The sequence below is a fragment of the Streptomyces sp. NPDC002825 genome, assembly GCF_040295385.1.
Lineage (GTDB): Bacteria > Actinomycetota > Actinomycetes > Streptomycetales > Streptomycetaceae > Streptomyces.
This window is the reverse complement of record NZ_JBEOVH010000007.1, coordinates 40,565-55,898: the sequence shown is the minus strand read 5'-3', so window position 1 is coordinate 55,898 and position 15,334 is coordinate 40,565. Positions and strand designations below refer to the sequence as shown.

At 74.2% G+C, this 15,334-nt stretch carries 12 protein-coding genes; 7 read left to right on the top strand and 5 right to left on the bottom strand.

The annotated features are described in order from the left end of the window. Complete coding sequence (locus ABT041_RS11825) at positions 1 to 1,401, top strand: FHA domain-containing protein (RefSeq protein ID WP_351182839.1); 1,401 nt, start codon at positions 1 to 3, stop codon at positions 1,399 to 1,401. Positions 1,402 to 1,410: 9 nt separating this feature from the next. On the opposite strand, the gene ABT041_RS11820 is transcribed toward ABT041_RS11825, so the two are convergent. Next, a complete protein-coding gene (locus ABT041_RS11820; protein WP_351182837.1) occupies positions 1,411 to 2,370 on the bottom strand; it encodes a methyltransferase domain-containing protein in 960 nt (319 codons plus the stop codon). Positions 2,371 to 2,467: 97 nt separating this feature from the next. Here ABT041_RS11820 and ABT041_RS11815 point away from each other — a divergent pair, with 97 nt between their 5' ends. From ABT041_RS11815 to ABT041_RS11795, 5 genes are all read left to right on the top strand, one after another. Next, the gene (locus tag ABT041_RS11815; RefSeq protein WP_351182835.1) at positions 2,468 to 2,872 is read left to right on the top strand and encodes a globin; all 405 of its coding nucleotides are present in this window, start codon (positions 2,468 to 2,470) and stop codon (positions 2,870 to 2,872) included. A gap of 170 nt (positions 2,873 to 3,042) precedes the next feature. Then, positions 3,043 to 6,399 carry an ABC transporter permease gene (locus ABT041_RS11810; protein WP_351182833.1) on the top strand — a complete coding sequence of 1,119 codons (3,357 nt, stop codon included), beginning with the start codon at positions 3,043 to 3,045 and terminating at the stop codon, positions 6,397 to 6,399. Between the two features lie 41 nt (positions 6,400 to 6,440). Beyond that, on the top strand, positions 6,441 to 9,257 hold the full coding sequence (locus ABT041_RS11805) for an FtsX-like permease family protein (protein WP_502976458.1): 2,817 nt from the start codon (positions 6,441 to 6,443) through the stop codon (positions 9,255 to 9,257). Then, positions 9,254 to 10,213 (top strand): ABC transporter ATP-binding protein, encoded by a 960-nt coding sequence (locus tag ABT041_RS11800; RefSeq protein ID WP_351182829.1) that lies wholly within the window; start codon positions 9,254 to 9,256, stop codon positions 10,211 to 10,213. Before ABT041_RS11805 ends, ABT041_RS11800 begins: the two co-directional genes overlap by 4 nt. A 192-nt stretch (positions 10,214 to 10,405) precedes the next feature. Further along, on the top strand, positions 10,406 to 11,014 hold the full coding sequence (locus ABT041_RS11795) for a hypothetical protein (protein ID WP_351182827.1): 609 nt from the start codon (positions 10,406 to 10,408) through the stop codon (positions 11,012 to 11,014). Here ABT041_RS11795 and ABT041_RS11790 read toward each other — a convergent pair. Genes ABT041_RS11790 through ettA form a run of 4 tightly spaced genes read right to left on the bottom strand, consistent with a single transcriptional unit; the run spans position 10,986 to position 14,161 of the window. Further along, positions 10,986 to 11,396, bottom strand: a complete 411-nt coding sequence (locus tag ABT041_RS11790) for a GNAT family N-acetyltransferase (protein ID WP_351182825.1) — start codon at positions 11,394 to 11,396, stop codon at positions 10,986 to 10,988. The genes ABT041_RS11795 and ABT041_RS11790 overlap by 29 nt on opposite strands. Next, the gene (locus ABT041_RS11785; RefSeq protein ID WP_351182823.1) at positions 11,393 to 12,067 is read right to left on the bottom strand and encodes a DUF8010 domain-containing protein; all 675 of its coding nucleotides are present in this window, start codon (positions 12,065 to 12,067) and stop codon (positions 11,393 to 11,395) included. Before ABT041_RS11785 ends, ABT041_RS11790 begins: the two co-directional genes overlap by 4 nt. Further along, on the bottom strand, positions 12,064 to 12,489 hold the full coding sequence (locus ABT041_RS11780; RefSeq protein WP_351182821.1) for an acyl-CoA thioesterase: 426 nt from the start codon (positions 12,487 to 12,489) through the stop codon (positions 12,064 to 12,066). Before ABT041_RS11780 ends, ABT041_RS11785 begins: the two co-directional genes overlap by 4 nt. Before the next feature lie 7 nt (positions 12,490 to 12,496). Continuing rightward, positions 12,497 to 14,161, bottom strand: coding sequence for an energy-dependent translational throttle protein EttA (gene ettA / locus ABT041_RS11775; RefSeq protein WP_351182819.1), 1,665 nt, complete (start codon positions 14,159 to 14,161; stop codon positions 12,497 to 12,499). 270 nt (positions 14,162 to 14,431) lie between these two features. Here ettA and ABT041_RS11770 point away from each other — a divergent pair, with 270 nt between their 5' ends. Continuing rightward, a complete protein-coding gene (locus ABT041_RS11770) occupies positions 14,432 to 14,908 on the top strand; it encodes a hypothetical protein (RefSeq protein WP_351182817.1) in 477 nt (158 codons plus the stop codon). Positions 14,909 to 15,334: the final 426 nt, after the last annotated feature.

The following is a 15,334-nucleotide window of genomic DNA, read 5'->3' as shown; positions in this document are numbered from 1 at the left end:
ATGCCGACCTGCCCGAACGGACACCAGTCGGTCTCCGACGACTGGTGCGAGGTCTGCGGCCATCGCATGGCCGGGGCGGGTGCGCCGACGGGTGCCGTACCGCCGCCTCCCCCGCCGCCGCCCCCCGCGTACGGATACCCCGGCCCGGCCGGCCCCGGCCAGCCCGGCCCCGGTCAGCCTCCGATGGGCCCGCCGCCGGGCGGACCGGGCGCTCCTCACGGCGCTCCCGGTGCTCCGGCCGGCTTCGGCCCGGGCGGTCCCGGTGCTCCCGGCGCCCCCGCCGCCCACGCGGGCTTCGGCCCCGGCGGCGACCCGAACGCGACGGCCCAGGCGGAGTTGTGCCCGCAGTGCCGTACGCCGCGCGAACCCATGGCGCCGTTCTGCGAGGAGTGCCGCTGGAACTTCCTCACGAACACGGCGACCTCGTACACGCCGCTGGCCCCGCCGGGCGCCCCGCACCACGCTCCGCCGAGCGCGCCGCAGCAGCAGCCCGGCCCGCCGCCCGGCCTCAACCTGCCGCCCGGCTTCCAGTCCCCGCCGCCCGCGCCGCCGCAGCAGCAGCCCCCGCAGCAGCCGGACCCGTTCGGCTACCAGGGCTCGCGGCCCTCGCAGGTGAACCGGCCGGCCGAGCCGCTGGGCGCCGAGCCGACGCACCACCAGGCCCCGCCGCAGCGCCCGTCGGCGCAGCAGCCGCCGGCCCCGCCCGCGTACGTCCAGGCCCCGGCCCAGGCTCCGGCCCCGCCGGCGCCGCCGCAGCCGCGCGCGGACGACGACTGGGTCCTGTCGCCGCCGTCGCAGCACCAGCCGCCGCAGGGACCGCCGGCCCCGCCGCAGCACCAGGCGCCGCAGGGACCGCCCCACCAGGCGCCCCCGCCGCCCCCGCAGCAGCACCAGGCGCCGCAGGCCCCGCAGCACCAGGGCCCGCCGCCGCACCAGGCGCCGCAGCCTCCGCAGCAGTTCCAGCCGCCGCAGCCGCCCCCGCAGCCGCAGCAGCCCCTCAGCTGGACGGCGGTCATCGGTCCCGACCGTGAGTACTTCATGGCGATGATGCAGCGCAGCGGCCCGGAGGCCACGGGCCTGAACCTGCCCGCGTACTCGCCGGACAAGCACCTGCCGCTCCAGGGCAACCAGGTGTCCATCGGCCGCCGCAGGCACTCCACCGGGGAGTCCCCCGACATCGACCTGTCGGTGCCGCCGGAGGACCCGGGCGTCTCGCACCAGCACGCCGTGCTCGTGCAGCAGCCGGACGGCTCGTGGGCGGTGGTGGACCAGAACTCCACCAACGGCACCACGGTCAACGGCGGCGAGGAGCCGATCCAGCCCTACGTCCCCGTCCAGCTCCAGGACGGCGACCGGGTGCACGTCGGTGCCTGGACCACGATCACGATCCGCTGCGCCTGACGGGACACCTCAGCGCAGGGGCCAGGCGTACGGCCCCGCCGGGTCGTCCAGCCAGGCCCACTGACGGTCGCCGCTGACCGTCACCCCGAAGCGCTCCCGCTCCGGCCGCCCCTCGCGCAGCCAGAGCGAGAGCGCTTCGCGCCGGTCGAGGCTGCCTGCGACCAGTCCCCACAGGAAGAGGAAGCGCTCGTCCCCGGCGGGCCCGTGGCGCGGGACCGGCATCGCGGCCTCGGCTGCGACGCCCCGCAGCGCCACGAAGTACGCGGAGGTCTCCAGGAAGCGTCCCTCGGCGTGCGCGGCGTCGCGCACCCGCAGCCGGATCAGCCCGGTGGAGAGCGGGGCGAGGACGAGCGCGCCGGGCCTGCACTGGGCGAGCCAGGGGTACGGGACGGCGGGCACCTCGCAGGTGGCCACGATCCGGTCGTACGGGGCGTGCTCGGGGCAGCCCCGGCCGCCGTCGGCGGCGAGCACCGCGGGCCGGTACCCGGCGGCGGCGAGATGGGTGCGGGCGGACTCGGCGATCTCCTCGTCCAGGTCGACGGTGGTGACGTGCTCCTCGCCGAGCCGGTGGCAGAGCAGGGCCGCGTGGTAGCCGCTGCCGGCGCCGATCTCCAGGACGTCGTTCCCGGCGCGTACCTCCAGGGCGTCGAGCATCAGCGCCATCAGGGAGGGCTGGCTGGCGGAGGAGACCAGGTCCCCGTCCCGGACCCGGGTGGCGATCGCCGTGTCGTCGTACGCCCCGCGCAGCCAGCGGTCCCGCCGCTCCTGCTCGGGGTCGCCGGCCCAGAGCCGCTCGTAGCCGCCGGTCGCGGAGACGTAGTAGTACGGGACGAAGAGATGGCGCGGCACCTCGGCGAAGGCGGCCCGCCAGGCGGGGTCGGTCAGCAGGCCCTGCGCCTCGAGCTCCCGCACGAGCGCGCGCCGCTCCCTCGCCCCGGCCTCGGCGAACTCGTCCCGCAGCGCACCCATGCCCCCACTCTCCCGCCCCCGGGGCCGGGGAGCGAGCGCCCGTTCGAGCGGTCCTAAGCCTCCGGTCCTCCGTCGGGGCATCTGAGACGATGGAACGGTGAACGAGATTCCCGGGGAAACAGTGCAGGAGCAGACCTTCTACGAGCAGGTCGGCGGCGAGGAGACGTTCCGCCGCCTGGTCCACCGCTTCTACGTGGGCGTCGCGGCGGACCCGCTGCTGCGCCCGATGTACCCCGAGGAGGACCTCGGCCCGGCCGAGGAGCGCCTCGCCCTCTTCCTGATGCAGTACTGGGGCGGGCCCCGCACCTACAGCGACCACCGCGGCCACCCCCGGCTCCGGATGCGCCACGCCCCGTTCACCGTGGACCAGGCCGCCCACGACGCCTGGCTCCGCCACATGCGCGACGCCCTCGACTCGCTGGACCTCGCTCCGGAGCACGAGAAGGAGCTGTGGCGGTATCTGACGTACGCGGCGGCGTCGATGGTGAACACGGCGGGCTAGCGGGCCCGTCCGTTCTTGCTCCCCCGTCCGCACTCCACGGATTGAAACGTTCCGGACACGGAACGCCGAATAACGGTCACGATCGCATCAAGGTCCGCGTGTAAGCGGTTACCAGCGACACGTGCCCTCTGAAAGCATCCGAGGAAACTTCAGCGGTGCCAGGGGGATGGGTGACGGGGTTCGTATTTCTGCGCGTCAGGGCACACCGGCTGCTGCTCGCCGCGGCGCTCCTGGCCGTGCTCCTGACGACCGCCGTGCTCGCCACCCTCGCCGCCTTCTCCGGCGCGATCGGGGACGCCGCGCTCCAGGCGGGCCTGAGGGGCCGGTCCGCGGCCGCCGCCTCGCTGCTCGTCAGCGGTCAGGTGCCGGCCGGGAAGCGGGCCAGTGCCGAGGCGGCCGTGGAGGACGGCATGCGGCAGACCTTCGACGGGCTGCCGGTGACCGTATGGCGGCTCGAACGCTCGGGGCCGTACGCGCTCCCCCGCGGCCTCCAGCCGCCCGCCGCCCGCGAGGGCGACCCCGACCTGACACAGTTCGCCGCACTCGACCGCTCGCGGCTCTCGCTCGTCAAGGGCTCCTGGCCCTCCCCCGCCCGGGCCGCGGGCGTGGTCGAGACGGCGCTGCCCGAGGAGGTCGCCCGGCGGCTCAAGGTCGGCCCCGGCACCGTCCTCGACCTCACCGACCGGCTCGCGAACCGGAAGGTGAAGGCCCGGATCACCGGCGTCTACAAGCCCGTCGACACCGCCGACCTGTACTGGCAGCTGGACCCGGCGGGCGGCCGCGGCGTGCGGACCGTCGCGTTCACCACGTACGGGCCGCTGCTCGTCGACCCGGCCCTCCTCACCTCCGGGGCGCTGAGCGCCGGCGACACCTCCTGGCTCGGCTCCGCCGACTTCACCGGCTTCACCACGGACCGGATGGACGCCCTGCGCACCACGGCGACCGAGGGCCCGAAGAAACTCGCCGACTCCACGGACGCGTTCGGGACGACGATCTCCGTGCAGACCGCGCTCCCCACCGTCCTCGACCAGACCGGGCGGGCCCTGCTCGTCTCCCGCTCCACCCTGCTGATCGTCGCCGTCCAGCTGGTGCTGCTCGCCGCTTACGCGCTGCTGCTCGTCGCCCGGCTGCTCAGCACCGAGCGGTCCGGCGAGACGGCCCTGCTGCGGGCCCGCGGCGGTTCGCGGCGCCGGATCGCCGGGCTCGCCGCCGCCGAGGCACTGCTGCTCGCCCTGCCCGCCGCGCTCGCCGCCCCGCTGCTCTCCGGCCCGCTGACCCGGCTCTTCGCCGAGCGGTCCGCGCTCTCCGAGCTCGGCGTGCGCCTCGACACCTCGCCCTCGGCCCAGGTGTGGCTGGTCGCCGCCGTCGTCGCGCTGTGCTGTGCGGCGGCCGTCGTGGCCCCCGCGCTCGCCGCCGGGGACGGCTCCGTCGTCTCGCTGCGCAAGGCCCGCTCGGCCGCCCTGCCCGCTCCGGTACGGGCCGGGGCCGACCTCGGCCTCCTCGCGATCGCGGCGGTCGCCTACTGGCAGCTCCAGCGGCCGGCCGCCGCGGGCGGCACCCTCGGCGCGGACGAGTCCGGCGGCGGGTCCGTCGACCCGGTGCTCGTCGCCGCGCCCGCCCTCGCGCTGCTCGCCGGCACCGTCCTGACGCTGCGTCTGCTGCCGCCCGCCGCCAAGCTGGCCGAGCGGCGCGCGGCCGGCGGGCGCGGGCTCTCCGCCGCCCTCGCCGGCTGGCAGTTCAGCCGCAGGCCGCTGCGCGGCGCGGGCCCCGTCCTCCTCCTCGTGCTCGCCGTCGCGATGGGCATGCTGGCCATCGGGCAGAGCGGCTCCTGGGAGCGCTCGCAGCGCGACCAGGCCGACTTCCGGGTCGGCACGGACGTCCGTGTCCTCGGGGCGGGCCCGGGCGAGCCGACGCAGACCGAACGCCTCGCCGCCGTGCCGGGCGTCACCTCCGTCGCGCCCGTGCACCGCACCTCCCTGGACGTGTCCGGGAAGAACGCCACCGTCCTCGCCGTCGACACCCGCAAGGCGGGCGGGATCCTCCTCCGCTCCGACCTCGCCGACCGTCCCGCCCCGGCCCTGCTCGCCCCGCTCACCCCCGGGGCCGCCGCCCGCACCGGTCTCCGGCTGCCCGCCGGGACCCGCACGCTCACGGTCGACCTGCGGACGTCCACGCCCGCCGGCGCGCCCGAGACCCGGGTCGGCGCCGTCCTGGAGGACCCGAGCGGGGTCCCGTACCGACGGGACCTGGGGCTGCTGCCCTCGGACGGCCGCACCCACCGGCTGAGCCTCGACCTGGGCGCCGAGACCGCCGTGCCCGGTGCCGAGGACGCCCCCGGCACCGGCGGCCTCCTCACCCTCACCGGTCTGGAGTTCACCGGCGTGGTCGCCGACGGCGCGGACGCCACGGAGACCGTCCACGTCGAGGCCTTCACCACGGCCGGAACCGGCGGCACGAAGACCCACGCCCCCGGGCAGGTCCTCGGCCCCTGGGCCGCCACGTTCGAACAGACCCTGCCCGACGGCAGCACGACCGACGGCAAGCCGACCGCCCGCACCGGGTCCGCCGGTGCCGGCGGCCGCCCGGCCCCGTACTCCGCCGCGTTCCCCGTGGTCGGCGCGAAGCCCGGCTTCCCCGGGGAGATCCCGGAGTTCACCCTGCGGTTGGCCTCCCCCGCCCCGAAGCCTCCCGCGCGGCTCCCGGCCGTGGCCACCGAGACCTTCATGAAGGCGACCGGTGCCGAGCCCGGTGACCCGATCCAGGTCGGCATCGCAGGCCGTCAGCTCGCCGTCACCGTCGACCGGGTCGTCAAGGAGCTGCCGACCACCGGACCGGGCGCCCTGAGCGCCTCCGTCGCCTCCGCCGTCGCCACGCCCGAGGACGGCGGCGCGATCCTCCTCGACCTGGCCTCGGTCAACCGGTTGCTGGCGGCCGACTCCGACGGGCTCGCGACCCTGCCGGCCACCGAGTGGTGGCTGAAGACCGCCCCCGGCCACGCGGACGAGGTCGCCGCCGCCCTGCGCGCCCGCGCCGACACCGACCCCGCCCAGGTCCTCGTACGGGACGAGGTCGCCGCCGAACTCCTCGGCGACCCGCTCGGCGCCGGCCCCAACGCCGCCCTGATGGCGGTCGCCGCGGCCGCCGCCGCGCTCGCCGCCGTCGGCTTCGCGGTCGGCTCGGCGGGCGCGATGCGGGAACGGTCCGCCGAGTTCGGCGTGCTGCGGGCACTCGGCGCGCCCCGCCGCAAGCTCGCCCGGCTCGTCGCCGCCGAGCAGGGCCTGCTCATCGGCATCGGCCTGCTCGTCGGCATCGGTCTCGGCACGGTCCTGGCCCGGGCGGTCGTCCCGCTCGTCGTCCTCACCGGCCAGGCCGCCCGGCCCATCCCGCCGGTCCTCGTCGAACTGCCCCTCGGCCAGGTGGCGCTGCTGCTCGCCGGCGTCGCCGCCCTTCCGCTCGCCATCGTCGCCGCGATCGCCCTGCGCCGCACCGACCCGGCCGTGACCCTGCGCCACCAGGGGGACAACTGATGCCGCCGACGGCCCCTGACGAGGACGGGGAGAACACCGACATGCCCGCCGTACGCAGGAAGGCCCCCGACATGCCCCGGTCCCGGTCCGACAAGCCCGCCCGACCGGTGGCGCCCTGGGTGCGGACCCGGCTGCGGACCGCGCCCTGGGCCGCCGCCTCCCTCGCCCTGCTCGTCCTCGTCACCGCGTACCTCGCGGCGGCGCTGCCGCGCGCCGTCGACCGGTACGAGACGGAGGGCCTGCGGCACGACATCCGGAACGCCGCGCCGCGCAACACCGTCCTCGAACTGACGACCCCGCTCCCCGTCGACGAACACGGGGCCGGCATCGCCCCCGGCGTCCTCCAGAAGCGGCGCGACGAGCTGCAGAAGCTGTTCCCCGCGCCGATCCTCACCGACCCGGAGCAGACCGTCCACGGCGTCCGCACGTTCAAGCGGGTCGCCGGCACCGACCGCTGGCTTCCCCAACCGGACGGACTCCTCCCCGAGTTCGAACTCGCCTCCCCGTCCGGGCTCGCCGAGCACACCACCCTGCGGACGGGCCGGGCGGCCGCGGGCACGCCCAACGCCCCCGAGGCCGTCGTCACCACGGAGACCGCCAAGTCCCTGAACCTGAAGCCCGGCTCCGTCGTGCACGTCCCGCACAAGTTCCGCCCGGAGCCGGTCGCCGTGACGATCACCGGGATCGTCGAGCCCCGCAGCCCCGACTCCCCGTACTGGGCGGTCGAGCCGCTGCTGCACACTCCGGCGCTCACCCCGCTGGTCGGCGACGAGGTGAAGTACTACTGGCAGGCGGCGCTGCTGCTCTCCCCCGCCTCCGCGCCCGCCGCGCTGTCCACGACGAACGACGTGGAGGTCTTCTTCCGGTTCATGCCGGAGGCCGGCCACCTCACCGGGCGCGACACCGACCGGCTCGACGCCGCACTCGACTCGGCGACCGGCGGCCCCGGCCTGGTCAGGATGCGCGAGGTCGTCCCGGGCAACGCCACCCTGACCACCCAGCTCGACGCGATCGTCGACTCGTACCGCTCGATGCGCGAGGCCATCAACCCGGTCGTGGCCGTCGCCGTCTTCGGGATCGGCGCGGTCGCCGCGGTCGTCCTCGCGATGACCGGCGGCCTCTTCGTCGCCCGCCGCGACAGCGAGCTCGCCCTGCTCCGCTCCCGCGGCGCCTCGCTCACCGGCATCGGCCTGCGGCTGCTCGGCGAGACCTCCGCCGTCGTCGTACCGGCCGCCGCCCTCGCCCTCGGTCTCGCCGTGGCGACCGTCCGGCCGCCTTCCGGAGGCTCCGGCGACATCCCGCTCGCCCCCTCCGTCCTCGCCGCCGCCCTCGTCGCCCTGATCGCGACGCTCGTCCTGCCCGCGCGCGCCCTCGTCCGCCACCGGCGCCCCCGCCTGCACGGCGGCCGCGACGACCTGCTCACCGCGCGCCCCTCCCGGCGCCGCACGGTCCTCGAACTCACCCTGCTCGTCCTCGCCGTGGGCGCCGTCGCCTCGCTGCGGCTGCGCGGCACCGGCGACTCCGGCGACCATCTGGTGAGCGCCGCGCCCGTGCTCGTCGGCCTGATCGCCGCCTCCGTCCTCGTACGGATCTACCCGCTGCCGCTGCGCTGGCTGGCCCGCCCGGCCCGCCGGCTGCGCGGGGCCGTCGGACCGCTCGCCCTCGCCCGCGCCGGGCGCGCCTCCTCCTCGGGCACCCTCCCGCTGCTCGCCCTCGTCCTCGCGCTGACCACCGCGGCCTTCGGCGGCTCCGTCCTCGCCGGCGTCGCCGACGCCCGCGACCGGGCGGCGCTCCTGGCGACCGGCGCGGACGCGCGGATCGGCGGCGCGGTGGAGTGGACCCCGCTGCCCGCCGGGCTCACCGAGTCGGTGCGCGGCCTGCCGGGGGTACGGGACGTGGCGCCGCTGCAGATCGAGTACGGGGTCGACCTGCCGTCCCACGAGGGGACCACCGCCGAGCCGATGAGCGCGCCGATCGTGGGCGTCGAGCCCGCCTCGTACACCCGGCTCGCGCACCGGACGGACTTCGGCCCGTTCCCCGCCGGGCTGCTCGCCTCGACGGGGAAGGGCGGCGAGGGCGCCGTGGCGGACACCCAGCGGGTGCTGCCCGCGATCGCCTCGCCGAAGGTCGCCGAACGGCTCGGCCGCGAACCGCAGGAGATCATCTCGGCGGCCGGGGTCTTCCGCGTGAAGGTGGTCGCGGTCCGCTCCACGACCCCGGCCCTCGACGACGCCGACTTCCTCCTCGTCAACGGCGCCGACCTCACCCACCGGACGAACACCGCACTGCTCGTCACCGGAACGGTGAACGGCACCGCGCTGCGCGCCGCCGCGACGGCGAAGTCGGACTCCCTCGTGGTGAAGCTGCGGCAGGAGGAGCGGGCCACGTACGTGGACTCGCCGCTCCAGTCCGGCGCCGAGCGGATCTACCTGGGCGCGATCGGCGCGGGCGCCGCCTTCGCCGTCGTGGCCGTGCTGCTCTCCCTCATGCAGAGCGCACCCGAGCGCAACACGCTCCTCGCACGGCTGCGGACCATGGGCCTCACCCGGAAGCAGGGACGCCGGCTGCTCGCCCTGGAGGCGCTGCCGCAGGCGGTCCTCGCCGCGCTGGGCGGCATCCTCGTCGGCTGGGCGACGGTGCCGCTGCTCGCCCCGGGCGTCGACCTGTTCCGGCTCGCGCTCGCGTCGGCACCCGGCTTCGCCCCGCTGGACAGCGCCCCGCTGCGGGCCGACCCGTGGTCGCTCGTGCTGCCCGCGCTCGCCGTCGTCGTCCTGACGGGGCTCGCGGCGGTCGGACAGGCCTGGTGGGCGGGACGCACGGGCTCGATCAAGGAACTCAGGGCAGGAGACGCACGATGACGAAGACCGACACGGCCCCGTCCGACACGACCCTGGAAGAGCTGGAGCGGCGGGCCACGGCGCGCCGCGACCGGCCCTCCTACGGTCATGACGCGCTCATCGCCTGCGACCGGCTCGTCCGCATCTTCACCACGGACGGGGTGGAGGTGCAGGCGCTCCAGGGCCTCGATCTCCTCGTGAAGGAGGGCGAGTTGATGGCCCTGGTCGGCGCCTCGGGTTCCGGCAAGTCGACCCTGATGAACATCCTGGCGGGCCTGGACGTGCCGACCGCCGGCGCGGCCCGGGTCGCCGGCTGCGACCTGCTCGGCATGGACGGCAAGGCGCGGCTGCGCTACCGCCGCGAGGTCGTCGGCTTCGTCTGGCAGCAGACCGCGCGCAACCTCCTTCCGTACCTGACGGCCGCCCAGAACGTGGCGCTTCCCATGCAGTTGCGCGGCCGATCGAAGCAGAAGGCGGAGCGGGCCGAGGAGCTCCTCGCCATGCTGGGCATCGCGGAGATCAGGGACCGGCGCCCGCACCAGCTCTCCGGCGGCCAGCAGCAGCGGGTGGCCATCGCGGTCGCCCTCGCCAACAACCCGGCCGTACTCCTCGCCGACGAGCCGACCGGCGAGCTGGACTCGGCCACCGGCGAGCAGGTCTTCGCGGCCTTCCGCCGCGCCAACGAGGAGCTGGGCACGACGATCGTGATCGTCACCCACGACCAGGCGGTCGCCTCCGAGGTGCGCCGCACGGTCGCCATCCGCGACGGCCGCACCTCCTCGGAGGTGCTGCGCCGCACGGAGGTCGACGAGCAGGGCCATGAGTCCCTGGTGGCCCGGGAGTACGCGATGCTCGACCGCGCGGGCCGGCTCCAGCTCCCGGCGGAGTACACGCAGGCGCTGGGCATGGAGCACCGGGTGGCCCTGGAGCTGGAGCAGGACCACATCGGGGTCTGGCCGGACGACGCGGAGGGGTGAGGCGGGGCGCCGGGGGCGAGGGGCTGAGGCCGGGGGCTGGGTCGGAGGGCGAGGCCGGGGGCTGAGTCGGAGGGCGAGGCCGGGGGCTGAGGCCGAGGTCTTCCGAGGAACCCTCCCCCGGGCCGAGGCCGAGGTCTTCCGAGGAACCCTCGCCCGGCGACCGGGCGTCCCTCCCCCCAGGGGGTGATGTCCATGTCATCGACGGAATCGTCGGCCGAGTCCACGTCAGGCGTGGCGAGTTGGGGAACCGCGGCCCTGCCCGCGGTCTGCGCGGTCGCGGTGTACGCGTGGTCGGCCTGGTGCTTCGGCGGCGCCTCCGCGCCGTCCACCACCGTCGCGGTCTCGGTCGGCGGGGCGGCCGTCCTGGTGGCGGGAGTGGCGTACTTCCTGCTCGTCGACGGCGTCACGGGACTCTTCGGCGCGCTCGCGCTGGTCGCCGCGCTGCTGCTCACCGTGGCCGCCGCCGACCGGGCGGCCGCGCGCGGGGAGGTCGCCGAGTGCGTCGTCGTGAAGGTCCGCGAGGAGGGCTCCTCCTCGTCCGGCGACGGCGGCGCCACCAGGGTCCTGTACCACCACACCCTGCGCTGCCCGGGCGGCTATCCGTCGGCCGTGACGGAGGGCCACCGGGCCGCGCCGGACGGCGGGAAGGTCCGCGTGGCCTACGATCCGCGGCGGCGGGTGGCGCCGGCCCTGGAGGGTTCCACCTCGCCGTGGCGGCAGGCGGTCCTCGCCGTACTCCTGCTGGCCGCCGCCACCGCGGGGGCACGGCGGTTCAGCCGGTCGGGCCGTCGAGCGCCATGAGCCCGGCCGCCGTGGGACGGAAGCCGCACCGCTCGTGGAAGGCGGTGAGGTGCGGCTCGTAGTCCACGTGCAGCCAGTGCGCGCCGCGCGCCCGGGCGGCCTCGGCGGCGGTCCGTACGAGGGTGACGCCGAGTCCCTGACGCCGCTCGTCCGGATGGACGGTGGTGTCGAGGAGGAAGGCGTGGACGCCGCCGTCGCCGACGACGTTCACGTACCCGACGAGCCGCCCGGCCCGGCGGGCGGTGACGCGGAGGAGACTGCGGGCGAGGACGGGCCCGAAGTCGGTGTCCCGGTGGCCGGGCCAGGCGGCGCGGAAGAGGGCGTTGAGCTCGTCGTCGGAGAGGGGCGCGTCGACGTGGATGTCGACCCCGGCACCGGTCATCGGGGCGCGACGCCCAGCGAGATCGACGATCCGGTACGCAGCGCGATCGAGCCGTACGGGGTGCGCAGCCGCAGCCACGGCCCGGAGGCGAACAGCGCGACCGCCACCTCGCCCCCGGTCTGCCCAGAAGGGAGGAAGCCGAGGGACTGGGCCGCGTGCACGGCGCGCAGCGGGAGCCCGGTGGTGCCGAGGGTCCGGGACCAGATCTCGCGGCCGATGGCGTCCCGCTCGGTGCGGGTGCGCCGCTCCTCCGGCAGCTCCTCGTCCCGCGCCCGGAACTCACGGACGGCGGCGGCGACGGCACCCCGCATCCCGGCGACGTCGGGGAGGCCGGGGACCGGCTCCCAGCCGCCGCGCGGCGGGAGGACCCCGGCCCACGGCGGGCCGGTGACGGAGTCCGGGACGACGGCCTTGCCGGCCGACTCCTCGATGCCGTCGAGGAGTTCACCGGCGGAGACGGTGACGTCGAGCTCGACGGCGTCGACGAGGCGGGCCGTGCGGATCGCGAGCACCTCGAACGACGGCGGCCGCCCGAAGACGGCCAGCGCCCCGCCGGCGGCCTGGAGGCGGACGGCGGCGGCGCGGTCGTAGTGCACCAGCCGGCCGAGGAAGGCGGCGAGTGCCGCCGCCTCCCTCGGGTCGGCGAAGTGCAGGGGGGCGAGCACGGTCATGCGGCGGACGACATCCCGTCGTCGACGTACTCCTGGAGGAACTCGCGCTCCTCGGCGGAGATCCGGCGCGGACGCTGCGCCTCCAGGTCGAAGGGCACGACGACCGTGGACGCCCGGACGTACACGACGTCGGCGTCCTTGACCTCGTACGCGATCGTCAGCGACGCCGCGCCTATCTTCGTGACCCACGACTCGATGGTCACCGGCTCGTGCCGGTGGACCAGCGGCCGCTTGTAGTCGATCTCGTGCCGGGCCACGACGGACCCGCCGGAGAACGAGGGGGAACCGTCCCCCGGCGCGAGCCGGAACATGAAGTCGATCCGCGCCTCTTCCAGGTACCGCAGGAAGACGACGTTGTTGACGTGCCCGAAGGCGTCCATGTCCGACCAGCGCAGAGGACAGCTGTAGATGTGCCGAGCCATGAGGTGATCAGCCTCGGGTCAGCTTCTTGTAGGTGGCGCGGTGCGGACGGGCCGCGTCCGGGCCGAGGCGCTCGATCTTGTTCTTCTCGTACGACTCGAAGTTGCCCTCGAACCAGAACCACTTCGAGTCGCCCTCGTACGCCAGGATGTGGGTGGCGACCCGGTCGAGGAACCAGCGGTCGTGGGAGATGACCACGGCCGCACCCGGGAACTCCAGGAGCGCGTTCTCGAGGGAGGACAGGGTCTCGACGTCGAGGTCGTTGGTCGGCTCGTCGAGGAGCAGCAGGTTGCCGCCCTGCTTGAGGGTGAGCGCGAGGTTCAGACGGTTGCGCTCACCGCCGGAGAGCACGCCGGCCGGCTTCTGCTGGTCCGGGCCCTTGAAGCCGAACGCGGAGACGTAGGCGCGGGAGGGCATCTCGACGTGGCCGACGTTGATGTAGTCGAGCTCGTCGGAGACGACGGCCCACAGCGTCTTCTTCGGGTCGATGTTCTCGCGGCTCTGGTCGACGTACGAGATCTTGACGGTGTCGCCGACCTTGACGGAGCCGGAGTCCGGGGTCTCCAGACCCTGGAGCATCTTGAAGAGCGTGGTCTTGCCGGCGCCGTTCGGGCCGATCACACCGACGATGCCGTTGCGCGGCAGCGTGAAGGACAGGTCGTCGATCAGGACCTTGTCGCCGAAGGCCTTCGAGAGGTTCTCGACCTCGACGACGATGGAGCCCAGGCGCGGGCCCGGCGGGATCTGGATCTCCTCGAAGTCCAGCTTCCGCATCTTGTCGGCCTCGGCCGCCATCTCCTCGTAGCGGGCGAGACGGGCCTTCGACTTGGCCTGACGGCCCTTGGCGTTGGACCGCACCCACTCGAGCTCTTCCTTGAGCCGCTTGGCGCGCTTGGCGTCCTTCTGGCCCTCGACCTTGAGCCGCTCGGACTTCTTGGTCAGGTAGGTGGAGTAGTTGCCCTCGTACGGGTGGGCGCGACCGCGGTCGAGCTCGAGGATCCACTCGGCGACGTTGTCGAGGAAGTACCGGTCGTGGGTGATGGCCACGACGGTGCCCTTGTACTGGGCGAGGTGCTGCTCGAGCCAGTTCACCGACTCGGCGTCGAGGTGGTTGGTGGGCTCGTCGAGGAGCAGCAGGTCGGGGGCCTCGAGGAGCAGCTTGCAGAGCGCCACGCGGCGCTTCTCGCCACCGGAGAGGTTGTTCACCGGCCAGTCGCCGGGCGGGCAGCCCAGCGCGTCCATGGCCTGCTCCAGCTGGGCGTCGAGGTCCCAGGCGTTGGAGTGGTCCAGGTCGTCCTGGAGCTTGCCCATCTCCTCCATGAGCTCATCGGTGTAGTTCGTCGCCATCTCCTCGGCGATCGCGTTGAACCGGTTGAGCTTGCCCTTGATCTCGGCGACGCCGTCCTCGACGTTCTCCAGGACGGTCTTGCTCTCGTCGAGCTTCGGCTCCTGCATGAGGATGCCGACGGAGAAGCCCGGCGACAGGAACGCGTCACCGTTGGACGGCTGCTCCAGGCCCGCCATGATCTTGAGAACGGTGGACTTACCGGCACCGTTCGGGCCGACCACACCGATCTTCGCGCCCGGCAGGAAGCTCAGCGTCACGTCATCCAGGATGACCTTGTCGCCGTGCGCCTTGCGCGCCTTGCGCATCGTGTAGATGTACTCAGCCAAGAGAAACCGTCCGGCAAAGAGTGAGTGGGCAGATACACCCCATCTTGCCTGACCGCCACCCCTGGGTGCGAACCAGTAGGCGGCGGGCCCGCTGACCTGCGGATTCCCGGATGACCCTCGTAGCCGACCTGTCACTGTTGGTCGCCATCGATCACCCCCGAGCCCCCTCGCACGGCCCACAGACGGCCCAGGACTGCCGCGCCGCCCAGGCTGGCGACCTACCTGGATACTCCTTGGTAACCGCACGGGCGGGAGGGTTAGCGCGCCCTCATGGATCGCCTACGCCGTGCAGCCCTGAAGCTGGCCCTCGGGGAGCAGCCCACCGAGGACCTGCCGATGATCGCTGCCCAGGCGTTGGCCGACGGACTGGAGAGCCCGGCCCCGGTCGAGCTGGCAGGGCTCTCCCGACGCGACCCGCCGGCCGACATCCGCGACCTCTTCGCACAGGCCATGGCAGAGCTGGAATTCCCTGTGCCCGGAGTCGAGGAAGCCTGGCGCGAACGAATGCTTGAGGCGGCGGAGGGCATGCTCACCGGCTCCCTCACGCACTATGAGGCCAGCAACGAGATCTACTGGTGCGCCTGCCATCCGGAACGGACGGACGCTTCGACCAAGCTTGTGGACCTGTTCGTAGGGTTGTGGAGCAGCTGCGAAGACTGGCCGGACAAGCGCGCCTCCATCGAACGGGACATGCAGCTGGCCGCTGCCGACCTTCTGCGCGGCCATGGCAAGCCGGTGCCTGAGTGAGCCCGGTTCCCCGCATCGTCGGGTACGGGATAGGCACGGCTGTCTTCTGATCCGCAGCTCTAGCAGGATCGGTCAGCTGCGGTCATACCGGCCGCTCTGAGGCCCTGGGGAGGGACTACCGGACAGGGGCGGTTGCTGGGGTTGCGGTACGGCGCTGCCGTACTCCACGGTTGGCGGCCACCGTCAGGCGTGCCCTGGTAGACGCCTCCAGTTGCCGTTGGCATGACAGAGGCAGTGGCCGAAGGCCAGACATCCGCCGAGGGTTTGACTTGGTGATCTCGCCGTCGGTCGGCCAACCCAAACAGGTGAAGTGGGGAACTCGCAGCCTCGAATGCACGTCTACTCATCTGAGGGCATGGCAGATACCCTCGGAACCCCCAAGTATCAGGGGACGGTCACCTCCCATTGCGGAGGCGCGTTCGTGAT

Excerpts from the sequence above, each read along its gene's own strand:
- ABT041_RS11825 (WP_351182839.1), top strand. The coding sequence starts at position 1 with ATGCCGACCTGCCCGAACGGACACCAGTCGGTCTCCGACGACTGGTGC.
- ABT041_RS11820 (WP_351182837.1), bottom strand. The coding sequence starts at position 2,370 with ATGGGTGCGCTGCGGGACGAGTTCGCCGAGGCCGGGGCGAGGGAGCGG.
- ABT041_RS11805 (WP_502976458.1), top strand. The coding sequence starts at position 6,441 with ATGCCCGCCGTACGCAGGAAGGCCCCCGACATGCCCCGGTCCCGGTCC.
- ABT041_RS11800 (WP_351182829.1), top strand. The coding sequence starts at position 9,254 with ATGACGAAGACCGACACGGCCCCGTCCGACACGACCCTGGAAGAGCTG.
- ABT041_RS11795 (WP_351182827.1), top strand. The coding sequence starts at position 10,406 with ATGTCATCGACGGAATCGTCGGCCGAGTCCACGTCAGGCGTGGCGAGT.
- ABT041_RS11790 (WP_351182825.1), bottom strand. The coding sequence starts at position 11,396 with ATGACCGGTGCCGGGGTCGACATCCACGTCGACGCGCCCCTCTCCGAC.
- ABT041_RS11785 (WP_351182823.1), bottom strand. The coding sequence starts at position 12,067 with ATGACCGTGCTCGCCCCCCTGCACTTCGCCGACCCGAGGGAGGCGGCG.
- ABT041_RS11780 (WP_351182821.1), bottom strand. The coding sequence starts at position 12,489 with ATGGCTCGGCACATCTACAGCTGTCCTCTGCGCTGGTCGGACATGGAC.
- ABT041_RS11770 (WP_351182817.1), top strand. The coding sequence starts at position 14,432 with ATGGATCGCCTACGCCGTGCAGCCCTGAAGCTGGCCCTCGGGGAGCAG.